The organism is Actinoplanes rectilineatus (genome assembly GCF_000962825.1).
Lineage (GTDB): Bacteria > Actinomycetota > Actinomycetes > Mycobacteriales > Micromonosporaceae > Actinoplanes > Actinoplanes rectilineatus.
This window is the reverse complement of the sequence record NZ_JZKF01000022.1, coordinates 1-18666: the sequence shown is the minus strand read 5'-3', so window position 1 is coordinate 18666 and position 18666 is coordinate 1. Positions and strand designations below refer to the sequence as shown.

13 protein-coding genes and 2 pseudogenes are annotated in these 18666 nt (G+C 70.9%); 9 read left to right on the top strand and 6 right to left on the bottom strand.

What is annotated here, in order from left to right; all coding sequences use genetic code 11:
• Nucleotides 1-20 precede the first annotated feature (20 nt).
• Both WH85_RS18390 and WH85_RS18385 read right to left on the bottom strand, forming a co-directional pair.
• Complete coding sequence (locus WH85_RS18390) at nucleotides 21-2300, bottom strand: putative bifunctional diguanylate cyclase/phosphodiesterase (RefSeq protein WP_045743135.1); 2280 nt, start codon at nucleotides 2298-2300, stop codon at nucleotides 21-23.
• 59 nt (nucleotides 2301-2359) lie between these two features.
• Nucleotides 2360-3400 carry a hypothetical protein gene (locus WH85_RS18385; RefSeq protein WP_045743134.1) on the bottom strand — a complete coding sequence of 347 codons (1041 nt, stop codon included), beginning with the start codon at nucleotides 3398-3400 and terminating at the stop codon, nucleotides 2360-2362.
• Nucleotides 3401-3754: 354 nt separating this feature from the next.
• Between WH85_RS18385 and WH85_RS18380 the strand changes: the two genes are divergently transcribed.
• Nucleotides 3755-4777, top strand: a complete 1023-nt coding sequence (locus WH85_RS18380; protein WP_045743133.1) for an extracellular catalytic domain type 1 short-chain-length polyhydroxyalkanoate depolymerase — start codon at nucleotides 3755-3757, stop codon at nucleotides 4775-4777.
• Between the two features lie 1089 nt (nucleotides 4778-5866).
• Here the strand turns inward: WH85_RS18380 and WH85_RS52980 are convergent.
• The 3 genes and pseudogenes from WH85_RS52980 to WH85_RS18370 form a co-directional block, all read right to left on the bottom strand.
• Nucleotides 5867-6038, bottom strand: a pseudogene (locus tag WH85_RS52980) (IS5/IS1182 family transposase); the annotation flags it as partial.
• A 135-nt stretch (nucleotides 6039-6173) separates the two neighbouring features.
• A pseudogene (locus WH85_RS52975) lies at nucleotides 6174-6386 on the bottom strand (IS5/IS1182 family transposase); the annotation flags it as partial.
• A gap of 236 nt (nucleotides 6387-6622) precedes the next feature.
• Nucleotides 6623-8074: a PucR family transcriptional regulator gene (locus WH85_RS18370; RefSeq protein WP_045743131.1), complete on the bottom strand. Its 1452-nt coding sequence runs from the start codon at nucleotides 8072-8074 to the stop codon at nucleotides 6623-6625.
• 114 nt (nucleotides 8075-8188) lie between these two features.
• On the opposite strand from WH85_RS18370, the gene WH85_RS18365 reads away from it, so the two are divergent.
• The 8 genes from WH85_RS18365 (at nucleotide 8189) to WH85_RS18330 (ending at nucleotide 17678) form a co-directional block, all read left to right on the top strand.
• Entirely contained in the window at nucleotides 8189-9484 is a 1296-nt protein-coding gene (locus WH85_RS18365; protein WP_169792462.1) for an aldehyde dehydrogenase family protein, read from the top strand.
• On the top strand, nucleotides 9481-10494 hold the full coding sequence (locus tag WH85_RS18360; RefSeq protein ID WP_045743130.1) for an ABC transporter ATP-binding protein: 1014 nt from the start codon (nucleotides 9481-9483) through the stop codon (nucleotides 10492-10494). Before WH85_RS18365 ends, WH85_RS18360 begins: the two co-directional genes overlap by 4 nt.
• A complete protein-coding gene (locus WH85_RS18355; RefSeq protein WP_045743129.1) occupies nucleotides 10484-11683 on the top strand; it encodes an ABC transporter substrate-binding protein in 1200 nt (399 codons plus the stop codon). Before WH85_RS18360 ends, WH85_RS18355 begins: the two co-directional genes overlap by 11 nt.
• Before the next feature lies 1 nt (nucleotide 11684).
• Nucleotides 11685-12506, top strand: a complete 822-nt coding sequence (locus tag WH85_RS18350) for an ABC transporter permease (RefSeq protein WP_045743128.1) — start codon at nucleotides 11685-11687, stop codon at nucleotides 12504-12506.
• Nucleotides 12503-13318 (top strand): ABC transporter permease, encoded by an 816-nt coding sequence (locus tag WH85_RS18345; RefSeq protein WP_045743127.1) that lies wholly within the window; start codon nucleotides 12503-12505, stop codon nucleotides 13316-13318. Before WH85_RS18350 ends, WH85_RS18345 begins: the two co-directional genes overlap by 4 nt.
• A 47-nt stretch (nucleotides 13319-13365) precedes the next feature.
• Nucleotides 13366-13950 carry a hypothetical protein gene (locus tag WH85_RS18340; RefSeq protein ID WP_157411074.1) on the top strand — a complete coding sequence of 195 codons (585 nt, stop codon included), beginning with the start codon at nucleotides 13366-13368 and terminating at the stop codon, nucleotides 13948-13950.
• 286 nt (nucleotides 13951-14236) lie between these two features.
• Nucleotides 14237-15037 (top strand): hypothetical protein, encoded by an 801-nt coding sequence (locus WH85_RS18335; RefSeq protein ID WP_045743125.1) that lies wholly within the window; start codon nucleotides 14237-14239, stop codon nucleotides 15035-15037.
• Nucleotides 15038-15263: 226 nt separating this feature from the next.
• Nucleotides 15264-17678, top strand: coding sequence for a HelD family protein (locus tag WH85_RS18330; RefSeq protein WP_045743124.1), 2415 nt, complete (start codon nucleotides 15264-15266; stop codon nucleotides 17676-17678).
• Here the strand turns inward: WH85_RS18330 and WH85_RS48790 are convergent.
• On the bottom strand, nucleotides 17623-18447 hold the full coding sequence (locus WH85_RS48790; RefSeq protein WP_045743212.1) for a DNA-3-methyladenine glycosylase: 825 nt from the start codon (nucleotides 18445-18447) through the stop codon (nucleotides 17623-17625). The two genes, WH85_RS18330 and WH85_RS48790, sit on opposite strands and share 56 nt — an antisense overlap.
• Between the last annotated feature and the right edge of the window lie 219 nt (nucleotides 18448-18666).

The following is an 18666-nucleotide window of genomic DNA, read 5'->3' as shown; positions in this document are numbered from 1 at the left end:
TCCCCCGACTGACACATCGGTCAGGAGAGTGACACGCTGACCGTTTCCTGCGTGGTCAGCAGCGCGGTCAGATCGGCTGCGGGCATCGGACGGGCGAAGTGGTAACCCTGGGCGAACCGGTAACCGGCCTCGTGCAGACGCCGCGCCTGGTCCGCGGTCTCCACCCCCTCGGCGACCGCGTGCATGCGCAGGCCCCGGGTGATCCCGATCAGGCCGTCGACGATCACCGCCTGCGGGCTCTGCATGGTCACCCCGTCGACGAACGACTTGTCCACCTTCAGCCAGCTGACCGGGCACTCGACCAGCAGACTCAGCGACGAGTGTCCGGTGCCGAAGTCGTCGAGCGCGATCCGGACACCCATCGCGTCCAGCCGCCGGACCGCGTCGAACGCGATCCCGGTGCCGATCACCGCGGTCTCGGTCACCTCCACCACCAGCAGCGCCGGGTCCAGCTCGGCCGCCGCCAGCAGGGCCGCCACCTCCTCCGGGAAACCGGGCTCGCTGAGCTGCCGGGCGGACACGTTCACGCTGACCTTGCCGGGGGCGGTGTCACCGTGCTCGGCACGCCACCGGGCGGTCTGCCGGACCGCGTGTTCCAGCACCCAGCGGCCCAGCTCGACGATGTAGCCGTTGCGTTCGGCCAGCGGCACGAACACCGCCGGCGAGACCATGCCATGCTCCGGGTGCCGCCAGCGGACCAGCGTCTCCACCCCGGCCAGCCCGCCACCGGGCAACTCGACGATCGGCTGGTAGACCAGGGACAGTTCGTCGCGGGCGATGGCCTGCCGCAGGTCCGCGGCGAGACGGGCGTCGAGGTCGGCCATCTGGTCCATGATCGGGTCGAACCAGGCGCGCCGGCCGCCGCCGGTGCTCTTGGCGGCGTACATCGCGACGTCGGCCCGGCGCAGCAACTCGATGGGGGAGTCGCCGGGCACACCCGAGGTGACGCCGACACTGACCCGGGGCGCCATCTCGTGCCCGTCCACCAGCACCGGCTCCTGTACCGCGGCGAGCAGCCCGCGCAGCAGTTCCTCGGTGGCGGCCTCGTCCATGCCGGGCAGCAGCAGGGTGAACTCGTCGCCGCCGAGCCGGGCGACGGTGTCCTGCGGGCGCAGCCGCCGCCGCACCCGGTCGCTGATGGTGCGCAGCAGGTCGTCACCGGTGTGGTGCCCGAACCGGTCGTTGACGTCCTTGAAGTCGTCCAGGTCGAGAAGCGCCACGACCACCGGTTCGCCGGCGGTCAGCCGGGCCGAGACCTCCTCGAGGTACGCGTGCCGGTTGCCGATCCCGGTGAGCGGGTCGTGGGTGACCTCGTGATCCAGCCGGTCGAGCAGTGCCGCGTTGGTACGCAGTGTGGTGATCTGGCGCAGCACGACGAGCCCGGTCAGGACGGTGACGGCGAGCGCCATCAGCGTCTCGTCCCCACCCCGCGGGATCTCGATCTTGAGCAGGGCGGCGTAGAGCACGGCGATGGCCAGGTAGGGCAGCAGGCTGAACCGTCGCGGCGCGGTACGCACGGTCCCGCCCCCGGCAGCCGCCCGCCGCTGACGGCGGGCGGCCAGGACCACCCCGAGAAGCGTCAGCGGGTACGCCAGCAGGCCACTGGTCAGGTGCGTGCCGGGAAGGACCGGCGCGAGGGCCCCGGCGGTCCCGGACGCGGCGACCGCGGCCGCCAGCAGACAGAGCGAACGGCGGTCCAACTGTCCGGCCCCGGCGAACGCGATTTTGACGAACGGGATCAGGCAGAGCACCGACACCAGCGTGACCATCAGCGCCGACAGGGACACCTCGGCCGGATGCCCGGACTCCGGCGAGAGATGCCAGATCAGCACCGACCCGGTGAGCAGCACGATGCCGGTGTCCAGGCCGAACCGCAGCCAGTCGCCGGAGCTGCGCTGCCAGGCGGGCAGCCGCAGCAGGGTCCACATCACCACCACCGTCGACGCGCCGAACATCATCAGCGTGAACGGGCTGAGTTCCACCGGGATCGTCCCGCCGGACACGTCGGCCATGTTGCCGATCGAGGCGGGCACGAGGAGCGCCGCGCCGACGGACAGCCCGGCCCAGAAGCGGCGGGTGTCCCGGTCCAGCCGGGTGTCCCGGGACGTCCGGCGGCACTCGTACCAGCCGAGGGCCGGCAGCAGCGGCAACGCCAGCCAGCCGATCAGCGGATGTTCCCAACGGTGGGACACCCCGGCGGCGAACCAGCTCAGCGGGAACACACAGAGCACCAGGACAGCCACCATCGGCAGGTCGAACCGGCGATGGCCGGCGGCTGCTTCCGGCTTCGGGAGGGACATGGCCGCAGCATCGGCCGTCCCGGCGCCGAGGTGAGGCGAACGCCCCGGGGACTGCGGGCTCAGCCGTCGAACACCTCCCAGTCGAGGCCGAGTTTGCGCAGACGGCGCAGCAACGACCGGTGCCGGGCGCCGACGTACACCTCGTACCAGTCGGCGTCGTCGTCACCGACCAGCACCACGATGCCCGGCCCGACATAGAACCGGGACCGCGCGCTGGGCCACCGCATCGGCTTCATCGGCACCTTGCGCAGCGGCGCCACGATCCGTTTCACCTGCGCCTTGTCGACGAACGCCATGCCGCCGGGCGACGAGTCCATCGCCGCGTGACTCAGGGCGGACAGCAGCAGATACCCGGCGAGGCGTTCCCGTTCCCGAAGCGGCCGGTCGCTGAGCCCGTGGTAGTAGACCGGCGGATTCCGCGCGCCCTCCTCCATGAGCAGGGTGAAGACCCCGTCCCCCTCCTGCCCGAAACCGAGCGTCCCCTCCGGCAACTCCGGCGAACTGATCGGTTCCGGCCAGATCCGGGTGGACACCCCGTACACCTCAGGTCGCCCCGCGGCAGCCCGGTAGAACGCCCGCAGCGGCTCCGGCCCGTCCCCCGCGGGCGTGGCGGCGGCCGGCAGATCCCCGTACCACCCGGCGACGAACTGTTGCAGCGCCGCCTCCGGCGCGCCCGGCAACAGCTCGACCCAGTCCACGTCGGGTTGCGCCGGTGGCGGCGCGGTCGGGCGTACCCGATCCAGCAGGTCGTAGGTGAGCGGCGCATCAAGATAAAGCCCGAGATCATGGAGTACGCCACGCCGGTGCCCCATCCGGACCACCCGCGCGCCGCCGAGCGCCAGGCACCCCTCCGGCAGCCGTGCGAACGCCACCACGGGAACCCGCCCGCCGTCCCCGATCAGCAGCTTCTCCACCTGCCGGGGAAACGGCCCCGACACGGACACCTCGTCCGCGGTCCGGAACCCGCCGTCGACGATCACCACAAGGGCATCTGCGCCGACCCCGAACACGGCCCGCCCACCCTGCCGCGCCGCCGCACCCACCCCGGCGGTGGCCAGCGCCACAGGCTCGGCGACAACAGACCAGAGACGGACATCCACCGACTCACGGTAAGCGTCGCCCGCACCCGTCCCACACCGGGTTGGATCTTCAACCAATAGACAAGAACCGACACCCCGGGTACGCCACCAAGCCGCGATCCTCTGCTGTCGGCCGAACCCGTTTCTCAGTTGTCGGCCGAACCCGATCCTTTGCCGTCGGTCGGTCCCGCTTCGCTGCAGTCGGTCGGTCCCGATCCTCTGCTGTCGGCCGGTCCCGTTTCTCAGTTGTCGGCCGGACCCGTTTCTCTGCTGTCGGCCGGTCCCGATCCTTTGCCGTCGGCCGGTCCCGATCCTCTGCTGTCGGCCGAACCCGATCCGAACCGAACCCGAACATCCGGCGCGAACGATGCCCCCATGCCCACTCCCGTTGCATCCCGGGCCCTCGCCCTGCTGATGTCGGCAACGCTGCTCGTCTCCGGCTGCTCGGCACCCACGGATCCCACCCCGGACCCGTCCCAGCCCCAGCCCTCGACGGCCTGGCAGATCCCGGACGGCAGCACGGCCCACGAACTGCGCGTAGGCGACCTCGACCGTACCTATCGGACGTACCGCCCGAAGAACCTGTCCGAGACCCGCCCGGCCCCACTGGTGCTGGTCCTGCACGGCGGCGCCGGTAGCGGACGACAGGCCGAGAACTCCTACGGCTGGGACGCCCAGGCCGACACCGGCGGTTTCCTCGTCGCCTACCCCGACGGCGTGGGCCGCTCCTGGAACGTCGGCCCCGGCTGCTGCGGCCCCGCCGCCCGCGACGACGTCGACGACGTGGCCTTCGTCAAATCCGTGATCGCCGCGGTCTCCCAGGGCGCACCCCTGGACCCGGCCCGCGTCTATGTCACCGGCATCTCCAACGGCGGGATGCTCGCCTACCGCCTGGCCTGCGACACCACCCTCTTCGCCGCGGCGGCCCCCGTATCCGGCACCCTGATCGGCGACTGCCCCCGACCAGCCCCGCTCTCCATCCTGCACATCCACGGCACCGCCGACCGTTCCGTCCCTTTCGACGGCAGCCCCGGCAAACGCCACAACGGCGGCACCGGCCGCATCCCCCTCAACCTCGACGGCCCCGCAGTCCCGGACCTGATCGCCTCCTGGCGAGCCACCGACAACTGCCCCGCCCCGACCTCCACAGCGAGCACTCCACCACCCGCCAAAGGTGGAGACACCGGAGAAGAGAGCGCCAAGGAAGTGGTCACCCGGCTCACCGCCGACTGCCCCGGAAGCCGCACCGTCGAACTGATCACGATCGCCGGAGCCGGACACCAGTGGCCCGGGGCTCCCGGCCCCAGCCAGGCAGCCATCGACCTCCTGGACCTCGACCCACCCTCCACCGCCCTGGCAGCCACCCCCACAATCTGGCAGTTCTTCGCCAACCACTGAAGTGGCAACCGCTGAGGGCGCAACCGCTGAGGGCGCAACCGCTGAGGGCGCAACCGCTGAGGGCGCAATCACTGAAGTAGTAATCACTGAACTAGCAACCGCTGAAGTAGCAACAGCTGGAGTCGCAACCGCTGAAGCCGAAACAACTGGAAAAACATCAACCTCAGGTTCGAGGCCAGGCGAATCGGCGCATGGGGAAAGGATTCCTCCCGCCGGGGAGTCCTCTGGATCGCAGCCAGTGGAGAGCGGAGGGAGAGCCGAAAAAGTGGATGGGGAATCGCTGTCGTCCCGAGAAATGGAATCACCACAACGTGGAACCAGGGAGGTGTCACGCTCCCGAGCATCCTGATCCGCCCGGCGGCCAGGGTTGACAACGAGACGGCCATCCTCCCTGTTCAGCAAGCCAAGTCGCAGCCGGCGAAGCCGCTCACCGTGCCGCTGAGTCAACCCCCAGGCCCGATGGCGCTCATGCTCACGACGAAACTCCTCAGCCGCCGGAGAATAGCGCCGAGACCGGGTCCGATCCCGCATTCCAGCCAGCTGCTCCCTGTTGAAAAGGCCTAGCTGCCCCATGCGAACAATTGTGCCCCATCCCGCCCGCCAAGGGTTCCCACAAATAAACTCGATCATGCCAACTTGTCGATCACTAAAATCGAGAAGTGCAAAATGATCGTGAAAATCTTTGATGCGTGACGCCAGGCACGCCGACCCGCACTCGGCGTGACCGATCCGCCCGGATCGGGACGTCACCGCAACGGACCTCGCAGGCCTTGGGGTCCATCCCATGAAAGGCACCCAGCGGGAGGCGGGCGAGGGGTGCCGGTTGTGCTGGGTGGGTGAAGGAGTGCCGAGCGAGGAGAACCGGTTGCGCTGGGAGGGCCTCACAGGATGAACCCCAAGACGCAGGACGTTCCTGACGGCGACGTCCCGGCCCGGGTGCCCCGCTCGGCCTCCTGCCGAGAGGCCCGCCTGACGTCGCCCTTTCGACATCGAGCCTCTTTCATCCTGAGCGAGCCGGGTTCTCGACGACGACGTAGCGGCTGAGATCGGTGACGGCCAGGGTGCGGCGTGGTGCAGGACCCCGTTGGGTCGGCCTGCCGCATCGGCTATGACATGTACGTTCATTCCGTGGCGGCGGTTTCTCCCGAGTGGTGGGGCTTCTGGTCGGTGGCCCGGTCGATCGGAGGAGGGTGCCGTTGAGGATCACGGAGGCGAGCAGCCGGATCCTGTTCGTCGCAGTTACGACGTCGTCGGTGGCGGCGAGCGGGTCGGTGCCGTGCGGACGTAGCGCCGGGTGGGTCGGTGCCGTGCGGAGGTAGCGCCGGGTGGGTCGGTGCCGTGCGGAGGTAGCGCCGGGTGGGTCGGTGCCGTGCGGAGGTAGCGCCGGGCGGGTCGATGCCTTGCGGACGTGGCGCCGGGCGGAGGTCACGCCGTTTTCGAAATCGCAGGCCAGGCGGGTCAGGTTGTCGCCGTTGCGCAGGTGGGGCAGGGCGAGCGGGGCTTGCCAGCCGGGGTCGAGGCGCCGCCATCGGGACCGGCGCTGGTTGCGGTGGGCCTGGGTGAGGCCGGCGAGAGTCCCGGCCTGAGCTGGGCGGACGGGCTCGCCCAGTTGCGAGGTGGTTCAGGCCGCGAGTGGAGCGGCGGGGTGGGACAGCACAGCGAGGCTCCCGGTTTGGGGCATCGTGCTTACCGGGAGCCTCGTCCTATGTCGACTCCGGCCCTCCCGGCCTCCCGGCCTCCCGGCCTCCCGGCCTCCCGGCCTCCCGGCCTCCCGGCCTCCCGGCCTCCCGGCCCCCCAGGACCTGCACTGTCACGATGAAGGAGAAGCTGTCGAATTCATGCTTTTCAACTCTCCAGCCGCGCGGCTGCCAGCGCCAACCAGAACTGCACCCGGTCCGCTGTGCCCGACAGCGAGCGCCCGGTCAGCCTCTCGATCTGTTCCAGGCGGTAGCGGACCGTGTTGCGGTGGACGATCAGTTGTTCGGCGACCGCCGCCACCGAGCCGTTGGCGTCCAGGAAGGCGCGCAGTGTGCTGACCAGCGCCCCCGCGTGGGCCGCGTCGAACTCGCGCAACGGGCGCAGCACGTCCCGGGCCAGGTCGCGCAGCGGCACGTCCTCGCTGGCCAGCAACAGTCCGGAGAGGCTCATCTGTTCGCGTTCGTTGATGCCGGGTCCGCGGTTCATCGCCTCGTGCGCCTCGTAGTAACTCCACCGTAGGCCTGTCATCCCGGCGTACCAGCCGCCGATTCCCACCCGGGCCTCGTCGCCGTTGCGGCTCAGGTGGGCGTGCATCAGCCGGGCCGCCTCCCGGGCGTGCTGCCCGGGTTCGAGCACGGCGATCAGGCAGTCCTCCACCACGGCGGTGGTGGCGCCGGCCAGTGGTGGACTCCGTAACAGCCCGCTGTCGCCGGCTGCTGTCGCCACCAGCAGCGCGTGTTCGTCGGGTCCGCGGATGCCGAACGGCAGCAGTCGTCGTTCGGCTTCCGGGGCGCCGATGATGCCGCGGACCAGATCCTCGATCACCTGCCCGGCCAGCCGGCGTTTCCCGGCGAGTTCCGCCTGGCGCCGGGCCAGTTCCAGACCGACGAGCGAGACGGCGTACGGCAGAACGTCCGCCGACCGTCGTGGCCGCCTGCAGCACAGGTGAGCGACGACGGTCTCCTCCACCGTGATCGGCAGGATGGTGGGCTGCCCGCAGGTGCCGGAGCGGGTCGCGAACAGGATCTGTTCGACCGGCCAGGCTGCACTGGCCGGGGCGGTCGCCAGCACCGCCCCGTAGAGGTCCACCACCATCGCCGGCGCTCCCAGGATCTGGTGCAGCGAGTCGATCAGCGCGCCCAGTCCGCGCCCGGAGAGCAGCGACCGGGCCAGCGTGTCGTGTTCGTCGAGCAGGTCCGCGAACCGTCCGTACTGCGCCTCCAGGATCCGGTCGGCGACGAACCGGTCGACCGCGATGAACGGCGTCGAGTACGGGATCTCCAGCACCGGCAGCCCGTGGACGCGCGCCTCCGCCAGGGTGCCCGCCGGGATCCGGTCGTGGCTGAGCCCGACGCCGAAGCCGATGCCGGCCGCGCGGCCCTCGGCGAGACGGGTGACGAACTCGCGCTGCGCCCGGGCGGACCGCTGCCGGAGTCCGGTGGTCAGGACCAGTTCCCCACCGGCCAGGAAGGGGCGCGGGTCGGCCAGTTCGGTCACCGCGACCCAGCGGACCGGCCTGGTCAGGGCGGTCTGGTCGCCGTCGGCGAGCCGCAGCCCGAGGTCCGGGTCGGCGAGCACGTCGGACAGACGCAGCGTCATGGCCGGACTGTACGGCCGCACAACGACTTCGCGTAAGGACTGGACCACTGTCCATTTACGAGTGACCCTCGCCACCCCTACGGTGGCCGGAAGCCTGTTGCGGGAGGTCGACAAGTGTTGCAAGTCCCGGCGCGCATCGGCGGCCGCCCGGTGGGCGCCGACGAGTGGATCGAGGTGCGCAGTCCGTTCGACGGCGCCCCGGTCGCCCGGGTGCCCGCCCTCTCCGCGGAGCACGTCGCGGAGGCCGTGGCGCGGGCGGGCGGCACGGATTGTCAGCGCGCCGAGGTTCTGGAACGGGCCGCCGATCTGCTTGCCGACCGGACCGAGGAGTTCGCCGTCACGGTCACCCGGGAGGCCGGCACACCGATCGTGGTGTCCCGGGCCGAGGCGGCCCGGGCCGTCGCGACGTTGCGGCAGTCTGCCGCGGATGCTCGCAAACCTGCCGGGCGACCGGTTCCGATCACTGAGCCGGATCAGCTGGGCATGATCGTGCGCCGCCCGGTGGGGGTGGTCGCGGTGCTCACCTCGCACGATTCCCCGCTCGGTGCGGTGGCCCGCCGGCTGGGTCCGGCGATCGCCGCGGGTTGTCCGGTGGTGCTGAAACCGGCGGCGTCCACGCCGGTCTCGGCGGTACGCCTGGTGGATCTGCTGGTCGAGGCCGGGCTGCCGGCGGATGCCGTCGCGGTGCTCACCGGTACCGGTCCGGTCGCCGGTGTTCCGCTCGTCTCGCATCCGGTTCCGGCGGTCGTCGCGTTCGCCGGGAGTGTCGCCGCGGGTCAGCGGGTCCGGGCGGCGGCGGTCGGCAAGCGGGTGTTGTGCGAGCCGGACGCGACGGTCCCGTTGCTGGCCGGGCCGGGTGCCGATCCCGGCCGGGTGGTGGCGGAGTTGCTGCGGGCCGGGTTGCACGGTCGCTGGGTGCTGGCCCACCGTGAGGTCCACGACGGGGTGCTGCACCTGTTGAGGGAGGCTGTGGCGTCGCTGCGGGCCGGTGATCCGCTCGACGCGCGTACCCACATCGGCCCGATGATCTCGCCGGAAGCGACCGCGGAGGCCGAGCGGCACCTCGCCGCGGCCCGTGACGCGGGTGCGGAGGTGACCGGCGGCGTCCGGGAGGGATCAGTTCTCACGCCGGCGGTGGTGGCCGGTGCGCCGGGCCGTCCACAGTTGTCCGGGCCGGTGGTCGCGGTGACCCGGTTCACCGACCTCGACGAGACGATCGCGCAGGTGAACGGCGCTGCCGTCCGTCCGCGGGCCGGTGTCTTCACCCCGGATCTGGCGGTGGCGCTGCGATCCGCGCACGCCCTGGATTTCGACGAGATCCAGATCAACCGCAATCCTTCGGGGTACGCCTCGAACGACGGCCTGGTGGACGCGTTGACCGAGCGGCGAATCGTGATGGTGACCCCATGAGTGTTCCGGCGATCAGGCTGACCGGCCTGCGCAAGTCCTTCGGCGCCGTGGACGCGGTGGCCGGTGTCGACCTGGAGATCGCCGACGGCGAGTTCTTCTCGATGCTGGGGCCGTCGGGTTCCGGCAAGACCACGGTGCTGCGGATGATCGCCGGGTTCGAGCTGCCCACCGCCGGCACGGTCGCGCTGGCCGGCCGGGACGTGTCCCGGCTGGCCCCGTTCGAGCGGGACGTCAACACGGTCTTCCAGGATTATGCGCTCTTCCCACATCTGAGTGTGGTGGAGAACGTCGAGTACGGGCTGAAGGTCCGCAGGGTGCCCAGGCGCGAACGCCGGGATCGGGCGGTACGGGCGCTGCACTCCGTACAACTGCACGGTTTTGAATCGCGGAAGCCGGCGGCGATGTCCGGTGGCCAGCGGCAGCGGGTGGCTCTGGCCCGGGCGCTGGTGAACCGGCCGAAGGTGTTGTTGCTTGACGAACCGCTGGGCGCGCTCGATCTGAAGTTGCGGGAGCAGATGCAGGTCGAGTTGAAGGCGATCCAGCGGGAGGTGGGCATCACGTTCGTCTTCGTGACCCACGACCAGGACGAGGCGCTGACCATGAGTGACCGGGTGGCGGTCTTCGACGCCGGCCGGATCGTGCAGGTCGGTACGCCGGAGGAGGTGTACGAGCGCCCGGCGTCCCGGTTCGTGGCGGATTTCGTCGGAACGTCCAATGTGTTCGCCGGTGAGCTGGCCAGAGCGCTCGTCGGGCGTGACGGCACATTCGCCATCCGTCCCGAAAAAGTCGACATATCCGCCGAGGGCGTCCCGGGCGTCGTCGCGGAAGTGATCTACGCCGGACCGGTGACCCGCTACCTCGTGGACCTCGACGCCGGCGCCCGGATGGTGGTGGTCGAACAGAACCGGCGCCCCGGACGCGAACGAGGGCAACGGGTCCGCCTCGACTGGCACGACGAGCACGTGATCGAGATCCCCTTCAGTGGAAAGGACGGCTCGGATGCGCACTAGGTGGATGACCGCGGCGCTGGCGGCCGGCGTGCTCACGCTCGCCGCCTGCGGTGGCGGTGGCGACGACACGAGCGGGGGCAGCGGGCCGGGCGGCCTGGAACTGCCGAAGATCGACAAGCTGGCGTCCGTCGGGGCGGGCGAGGGCGTGGTCAACATCGTCTCGTGGGCCGGGTACGTCGAGGACGGCACCACGGACAAGGCCGTCGACTGGGTGACCGGTTTCGAGAAGGAGACCGGCTGCCAGGTCAACAACAAGGTGGCCGGTACCTCGGACGAGATGGTCACGCTGATGAAGACCGGCGAGTACGACCTGGTGTCGGCCTCCGGTGACGCGTCGCTGCGCCTGATCTACGGCGGCGACGTGGCCCCGGTCAACACCGACCTGATCGCCAACTACCGAGACGTCTTCGACGGCCTGAAGAACAAGCAGTGGAACGCGGTGGACGGACAGCCCTACGGCGTGCCGCACGGCCGGGGCGCCAACCTGCTGATGTACCGCACCGACACGGTCACCCCGGCGCCCACCTCGTGGAGTGCGGTGTTCGACCCGGCCTCGCCGCACAAGGGGAAGATCACCGCGTACGACTCGCCGATCTACATCGCGGACGCGGCGGTGTACCTGATGGCGACCAAGCCGGACCTGGGCATCACCAACCCGTACGCCCTGGACGACACCCAGTTCCAGGCCGCCGTCGACCTGCTGAAACAGCAGAACGAGCTGATCGGCGAGTACTGGTCGGACTACACCAAGGAGGTGCAGGCGTTCAAGGCCGGCAACTCCGTGCTCGGCACCACCTGGCAGGTCATCGCCAACCTGTCCAAGGCCGACGGCGCGCCGGTCGAGGCGATCCTGCCCACCGAGGGCGCGACCGGCTGGTCCGACACCTGGATGATCGGGGCGAAGGCGGCCCACCCGAACTGCGCGTACCTGTGGATGAACCACATCATCTCGCCGGAGGCCAACGCCGGCGTCGCCGAATGGTTCGGCGAGGCGCCCGCGAACAAGCTGGCCTGCGCGGTGACCGTCGCCAAGGATCACTGCGCGACGTTCCACGCCGACGACGAGGCCTACTTCGGCAAGGTCTGGTACTGGACCACGCCCCTCGCCCGGTGCGTGGACGGGCGTACCGACGTGACCTGCAAGGACTACTCGGCCTGGACGCAGGCCTGGACGACGATCAAGGGCTGACGTGCGCCGCTACCTACGCCTGGCGGCCCTGCTGTCGGCACCCCTGCTCTGGCTGGTCGTCGCGTACCTCGGCTCGCTCGCGGTGCTGCTGGTGTCGGCGTTCTGGACGGTGAACGGCTTCACCGGCGGCGTGGTCCGGGAGTTCTCGCTCGCGAACTTCCGGACCATCCTGACCGAGGAGGTCTACCGCAACGTCACGCTGCGCAGCGTCGGTGTGGCGGCGTCGGTGACGGTGATCTGCGTGGTGCTGGCCGTGCCGATGGCGTACTTCATGGCCAAGGTCGCGTCGCGGAGGTCCCGGCCCTGGCTGGTGATCGCGATCCTCACCCCACTGTGGGCGTCGTACCTGGTCAAGGCGTACGCCTGGCGTGTCCTGCTGGCCCCCGGCGGTCCACTTGAGTCGCTGTTCGGTGTCACCGCGGGGTACGGGCTGCCGGCCACCGTGCTGGTGCTGGCGTACATGTGGCTGCCGTACATGATCCTGCCGATCCACGCCGGGCTGGAACGCCTCCCGGACTCCCTGCTGGAGGCCTCGGCCGACCTGGGTGCCCGCGCCGGCCGCACGTTCCGCGCCGTGGTGCTCCCGATCATCGTGCCGTCGATCTTCGCCGGCTCGATCTTCACCTTCTCGCTGTCGCTCGGCGACTACATCACCGTCCAGATCGTCGGGGGCAAGACCCAACTGATCGGCAATCTCGTGTACGCGAACATCGGCGCCGCCAACAATCTGCCGTTCGCCGCCGCGATCGCCTGCATACCCGTCCTGATCATGGTGATCTACCTGGTCGCGGTCCGCCGGTCCGGTGCCCTGGAGGAGTTGTGACGCTGTCCGTACCCGCGCGCTGGGCGTTGCGCGCCGTCATGGCACTCGGCCTGGCCTTCGTCTACGTGCCGCTGCTGCTGGTGCTGGTCAACTCGTTCAACGGCGACCGGACGTTCGCCTGGCCGCCGCACGACTGGACCACCCGCTGGTGGTCGGCCGCCTGGGCCAACGAGGGCGCCCGTCAGGCGCTGGTCACCTCGGTGCAGGCGGCTCTCGGCGCGACCGCGATCGCCCTGGTGCTCGGCACGATGGTGGCGTTCGCGGTGCAGCGTTTCGCGTTCTTCGGCCGGGACACCCTGTCGCTGCTGATCGTGCTGCCGATCGCGTTGCCCGGCATCGTCACCGGTATCGCACTGGACAGCGCGTGGCGTTCGGTGATGGGCGAGCTGGGGATCGGCAAGGGGCTGTTCTCGGTGGTGGTGGGGCACGCGACGTTCTGCGTGGTCACCGTCTACAACAACGTGCTGGCCCGGCTGCGGCGTACCGGGACGAGCCTGGAGGAGGCCTCGGCCGATCTGGGTGCCGGGTCCTTCCGGACTTTCGTGTACGTGACCTTCCCGCTGCTGCGGTCGGCCTTGCTGGCCGGTGGGCTGCTGGCGTTCGCGCTCTCCTTCGACGAGATCATCGTGACCACGTTCACGGCGGGTCCGGGCGTCACCACCCTGCCGATCTGGATCTTCAACAACCTGTTCCGGCCGAACCAGGCGCCGGTGGTGAACGTGGTGGCCGCGGTCCTGATCGTGCTCTCGGTGCTGCCGGTCTGGCTCGCCCAGCGGATGGCCGGACCGGCCGCGGGCACGAGCCGTACCTGACGCGAGTGAAACTTGTCCCTTTTGGTCGTTAACTGCATAATAGTTCCATGAAGCCTGTATTGCCGCTTCGGGGCCTGGTGCTGCCCCTGCTGGTGACGGGAGTTCTGGTTGCCGCGTGCAACAACGGCATTCCCGGTGTGGTGACCCCGGCCGGCCCGCCGGACGGCATCGAACTCGACCCGACCCCACCCCTGGCGCTGCCCGCGACCAGCGAACCCGCCGCGGTGACCGCCGGTGCGGGCGGCACGGCCCGCTCCGCCGGGCAGGGACCGGCGCACCAGGGGCTGGGCCGGGCCGCGGTGGAACGGGCCGTCCTGGACGGCGGGGTGACCGCGGCACGCGGCGTCGTCACCCCGGCCCCGGCCCGGACCACCGCCGCACCGCCCCGCGTAACGGCGACCGTGATCCCGTCGCCGACGACCGCCGGCGTGCAGCCGCCGGTTCCGACACCGACGTCGCTGCTGACCGACCCGCCGGTGCCGACCCCGGCGAACCCGAACCCGAGCGCCAGCACCGAAGCGACGGTCCTGCCACCGCCGGGACCGCCCACGGCGACGGTCCTGCCCCCGTCCGGTGCCCCCACCCCGACGGTGTCCGCGCAGGTCACGGCGGGAGGCGGCGGTGGCGGCTAGGGTGCCCGCCACTCGTCGCGCCGCCCGTCCTGCCCCTCCCGCCCGGGAAGCCGCGCCCTCCGGCTCCTCCGTCGACCGTGGCCTGCGCCGGCGCAACGCCGGGCCCCGCGATCCGGGGCCCGGGGCGGCCCGTGCGGCGGGACGGAGCACTCAGCCGTCGTCCGCGGCACCGTCTGCTGCGGCACCGTCTGCTGCGGCACCGTCCGCCGCGGCATCGCCCGCCGCGGCTCCGGCTCTCCCGGCTCCGGCCCCCTCCCCGGCGCCGGGTCTGCTGGAGAGCTTCGGGATGCTGGCGACCCCGCTGGCCCTGCTGAGCGGCTTCCTGCTGTTCTTCGCCTGGATCCGGACCAGCGCGTACTTCGGTTACTTCGGCATCGACACGCAACTGGTCGGCTACGGCAGCCTCGAATATCAGCTCCGCGGCTACAGCTTCGCCCTCGGCATGGCGGTCGGCCTGGTCCTGACCTGCGTGGCCGGCTATCTGGCCCTGCGTGCCGGCGAATCCTGGACCAGGCGGCATCCTCGCGCCCGGATTCCACTCACCGCTCTCTTCGGCGGTCTGGGTGTGCTGGCGGTGGCCGTCGGTTTCACCGTCGCCGTGGGCGGCGCGATCCTGCGTCCGACACCGGCGGCAGTGACCCTGATCGCCGGAGCGGTGCTCGCCGAGCTGGGCATGACCTGCTGGGTGACCGACCGCCCCGGCCGTCTCCCGTTCCTGCCCCGCCGGATCGCCGTAGGCTGCGTGATCCTGATCGGCTACTTCTGGATGGGTTCCCTGCAGGCCCAGCACGCCGGGGCCGACCTGGCCCGGTCCACCGCCGAAGCCTTGCGGAACCGTCCGAGCGTCACCCTGTACAGCAAAGGTGATCTGCAGCTGGCCGGCGCCGACGTGCGGGTCGAGGCGTTGTCGCCCCGCGCGGAGTACCGCTTCCGCTACACCGGCCTGCGTGCCCTGGTGGCCAACGGCAAACACTGGATCCTGCTCTCCGAGCACTGGACCCCCGCCGACGGCCGGACCATCATCCTCAAGGACAGCGACGACATTCGCGTAGAGGTCCGCGCGACCGGGTCGTCGGCTACTCGCTGAGGGGGCGTCCGGCGGCGCTGGGCCCCGCTGGGGTGGGCTGAGCGGGGGCTGGGCTGAGCGGGGTGGGCTGAGCGGCGCTGGGCCGAGCGGGGTGGGTTGAGCAGGATGTGGGGCGGGCGGCATCTGGTCACGCCCGGTCAAATGCTGCTATGGTGGGCAATTGCTCACCATAGAAACGTTTAGTGAGCCGAAAAAGCCACCTTCAGAATACGGCCAAGGGGGCGCTATGTCAAATCTGTCAAGCGATCCGTCCGCTGACCTCCGTGAGGAACAGGCCCATCTGGATCTCCTCTACCGCCACCTGGACGAACTCCGCATCCAGGCCCGCGGTTCCCTCACCACCGCCCGCCTGGAATCCGGCGGGACCCTGCAGGCACTCTCCCAGCGTGACGCGACGACCGGCCACTACGCCGAACGCCTGGCCCACCTCGACGCCGTCGAACACGGCCTCTGCTTCGGCCGCCTGGATCTCCAGGGTGACGGCGATCGCCTGGACCTCCAGGATGACGGAGGCCGCCTGGACCTCCAGGATGACGACGGTCGCGTGGGGGAGACGCTGCACATCGGGCGGATCGGCATGCACGACACCGGTGAACCGCTCCTGATCGACTGGCGGGCACCGGCCGCGCGCCCCTTCTACGTAGCCACCGCGATCACCCCGCACGGCGTCACCCGCCGCCGTCACATCCGCACCAGGTTCCGCCAGGTCACCGCCCTCGACGACGAGATCCTCGACGCCCGCGCCACCGACACCGCGCTGACCGGCGAGGCCGCCCTGCTGCACGCGCTCACCGCCAACCGGACCGGCCGCATGCGGGACATCGTCGAGACCATCCAGGCCGAACAGGACCGGGTGATCCGGGCCGGCCTGAGCGGGATCCTCGTCGTCCAGGGTGGCCCGGGCACCGGCAAGACCGCCGTGGCGTTGCACCGGGCCGCGTACCTGCTCTACACCTACCGGGAGCAACTGAGCGCCCGCGGCGTACTCGTCCTGGGCCCGAACGCCACGTTCCTCCGCTACATCTCCCAGGTCCTGCCCTCACTCGCCGAGACCGGCGTCCTCCTCGCCACCCAGGGTGATCTCTTCCCCGGTGTCACCGCCCGTCGGCCGGAGCCGCCCGAGACGGCCGAGATCAAAGGTCGCGCGACGATGGTGGAGATCCTCCAGGCGGGGGTACGCGCACGACAACGCGTCCCCGAGCACCCCGTCGAGATCGTCGCCGACCGGCACACGCTGAGCCTCACCCCGTGCGCCGTGGAGGCCGCCCGCGCTCGTGCCCGTGACTCCGGTCTGCTGCACAACCTGGCCCGCCCGGTCTTCGACGCGGCTGTCCTGGACGCCCTGTCCGAGCAGGTGGCCACACTGATCGGCGACGACCCGTTCTGGGACGACCCGCTCGGCGACGACGACGCCCTGCCCGGCCCGAACCTGCTGGACGCCGCCGACCGTGCCGACATCCGCGCCGACCTGGCCGGCAACCCGGCCGTCCGGCGGGTCCTCGACGAACTGTGGCCGGTGCTGACCCCGGAACGGTTCCTCGACCACTTCTTCGCCGATCTCACCGACGTCGCAGACCTGACGGAGACCGCCGCCCCCGAAGACTCCGGTTCCGGATCGGGCGACGCCGCGGCTGGTGGTGGCGCCGGATTCACGGCTGCCGAGCGGGTTCTGCTTCAGCGTGCGCCCGGTGGCGGCTGGACTCCCGCCGACGTTCCGCTGCTCGACGAGGCGGCCGAGATCCTCGGCGAGGACGACCGTGCGCAGCGTGCCCGGGAGGCTCGTGACCTGCGGGCCCGGCTCGCCTACGCGCAGGGGGTGCTGGACGTGACAGCCGGTTCCAAGTCGTACGAGCTGGAGGACGACGACGAGGCCGCCATCCCGAACGTGGCCGACGTGATGGAGGCCGACATGCTCGCCGAGCGGCTCGAACACCGGGAGTGGCGGTCCGCTGCGGAACGGGCCGCCGCCGACCGGAACTGGGTGTTCGGCCACGTGATCGTCGACGAGGCGCAGGAACTCTCACCGATGGCGTGGCGTCTCCTGATGCGCCGCTGTCCGAGCCGGTCGATGACGGTGGTCGGTGACCTGGCTCAGGCCGGTGCGCTCGGCACGCCGGGGCAGTGGTCGGAGGTGTTCCACCGCTACGTCGCGGACCGCTGGCGGCTGGCCGAACTCACCGTCAGCTACCGCACTCCGGCCGAGATCCTCGGTTACACGCACCGGATGCTGCCCGGGATCACCCCGCCCCGCCCGGTCCGTGAGTCCGGTGTCGAACCCTGGGAGGAGACCGGCGACCTCGACCGCCTCGCCGTCCGGGTGTCCGAGGAGATGGCCGCCCTGGACGGCGGCCGCCTGGCGGTGATCGCCCCGGAAGCCCGCCAGGCTGAGCTGGCGGCTCTCCTGCCCGCCCTGACCGCGGGCGAGATCGACGCCGACGGGGCGTTGCTCACGGTCACCCGGTCCAAGGGCCTCGAGTTCGACACCGTCCTGGTGGTCGACCCCGACATCATCCGCGCCGAGTCCCCGCGCGGCGCCAACGATCTTTACGTGGCCTTGACCCGCCCCACCCGTCGTCTGGGCGTCTTCACGCTTTCCGGGGAGCCTGCCTTTTCCGGGGGACGTGCCGACGATAGGTGCTGACCGTCGGGTCGTCACGGAACCAGAACCGCCACGGTACGTCGTGAGCAGAGGTGACCCCGACCCGCGGCCCAGCCACGACCACCCCGATCTCGAGTGCCCCGGTCTCGTCAACCTCGGCTTCGTCCGTCCCGGCCCTGTCCGGTTCGGTTCCGTTCGCTCGCGCTCTGCTCGGCCCGGCTCTGCTCGGCCCGGCTCCGTTCGGCCCGGTTCCGTTCGGTTCGGCGCTGATCGGCCCGTTCCCGGCGTTCGGTCCGATGCTGTTCTGTCCGGCTTGCCGAACCGGCGGGGTGAGAATGGCCGGGCCGGAGCCGTCGAGCAGGTACGAACCGTTGGCGTCGCGGGTCAGTGCCAGCACCTGCATCAGCTTCGCCGGACCGGCTGCCAGGTCGGCGTCGTTGCGGGCGGCCGGCCGCCGGGACCGGGCCGTCTCCCGCCCGTCCACCACTTCGCCCGCGCGTAGCAGGACGGCCGCCGCCCGGCCGTCCTCGCCGCACACCACGTTGGCGCAGAGGTGCATGCCGTAGATCTGATAGACGTAGAGGTGCCCGGCCGGCCCGAACATCACCCGGTTGCGCGGGGTGACGCCGCGGTGCGCGTGGCTCGCCGGGTCCTCGCCCAGTCCGCTGTACGCCTCCACCTCGGTGATCCGCACGGTCACACCGTTCGCGGTGATCCGCCAGCCGAGCAGCAGACGGGCAGCCTCGTCGACGGCGGCCGCGGGCCGGGTGAGCCAGGCGGCATCAGACGGAGCGGACCCGTCCGTGGGCAGCCCGGATCTGTCGGCGGCGTGACCGGCAGCGGGCAGATCGAGACCGGCGGCAGCGGGCTCGGCATCAGCGGGATCGGCGGCGGGATCAGCGGTGACGGGCGGGGTGGGGCCGGCGGCGGGATCAGCGGTGGCAGGTGGGGTGGGGCCGGCGGCGGGACTGGCGGGCCACGATGTCATCGGTCAAGCGAATCATGGCCCCCGTGTTCCACCGGCGGGGGC

What these genes read in the sequence shown, in the direction of transcription:
- WH85_RS18390 (WP_045743135.1), bottom strand. Translation starts at nt 2,300, where the DNA reads ATGTCCCTCCCGAAGCCGGAAGCAGCCGCCGGCCATCGCCGGTTCGAC.
- WH85_RS18380 (WP_045743133.1), top strand. Translation starts at nt 3,755, where the DNA reads ATGCCCACTCCCGTTGCATCCCGGGCCCTCGCCCTGCTGATGTCGGCA.
- WH85_RS18370 (WP_045743131.1), bottom strand. Translation starts at nt 8,074, where the DNA reads ATGACGCTGCGTCTGTCCGACGTGCTCGCCGACCCGGACCTCGGGCTG.
- WH85_RS18360 (WP_045743130.1), top strand. Translation starts at nt 9,481, where the DNA reads ATGAGTGTTCCGGCGATCAGGCTGACCGGCCTGCGCAAGTCCTTCGGC.
- WH85_RS18355 (WP_045743129.1), top strand. Translation starts at nt 10,484, where the DNA reads ATGCGCACTAGGTGGATGACCGCGGCGCTGGCGGCCGGCGTGCTCACG.
- WH85_RS18340 (WP_157411074.1), top strand. Translation starts at nt 13,366, where the DNA reads ATGAAGCCTGTATTGCCGCTTCGGGGCCTGGTGCTGCCCCTGCTGGTG.
- WH85_RS18335 (WP_045743125.1), top strand. Translation starts at nt 14,237, where the DNA reads ATGCTGGCGACCCCGCTGGCCCTGCTGAGCGGCTTCCTGCTGTTCTTC.
- WH85_RS18330 (WP_045743124.1), top strand. Translation starts at nt 15,264, where the DNA reads ATGTCAAATCTGTCAAGCGATCCGTCCGCTGACCTCCGTGAGGAACAG.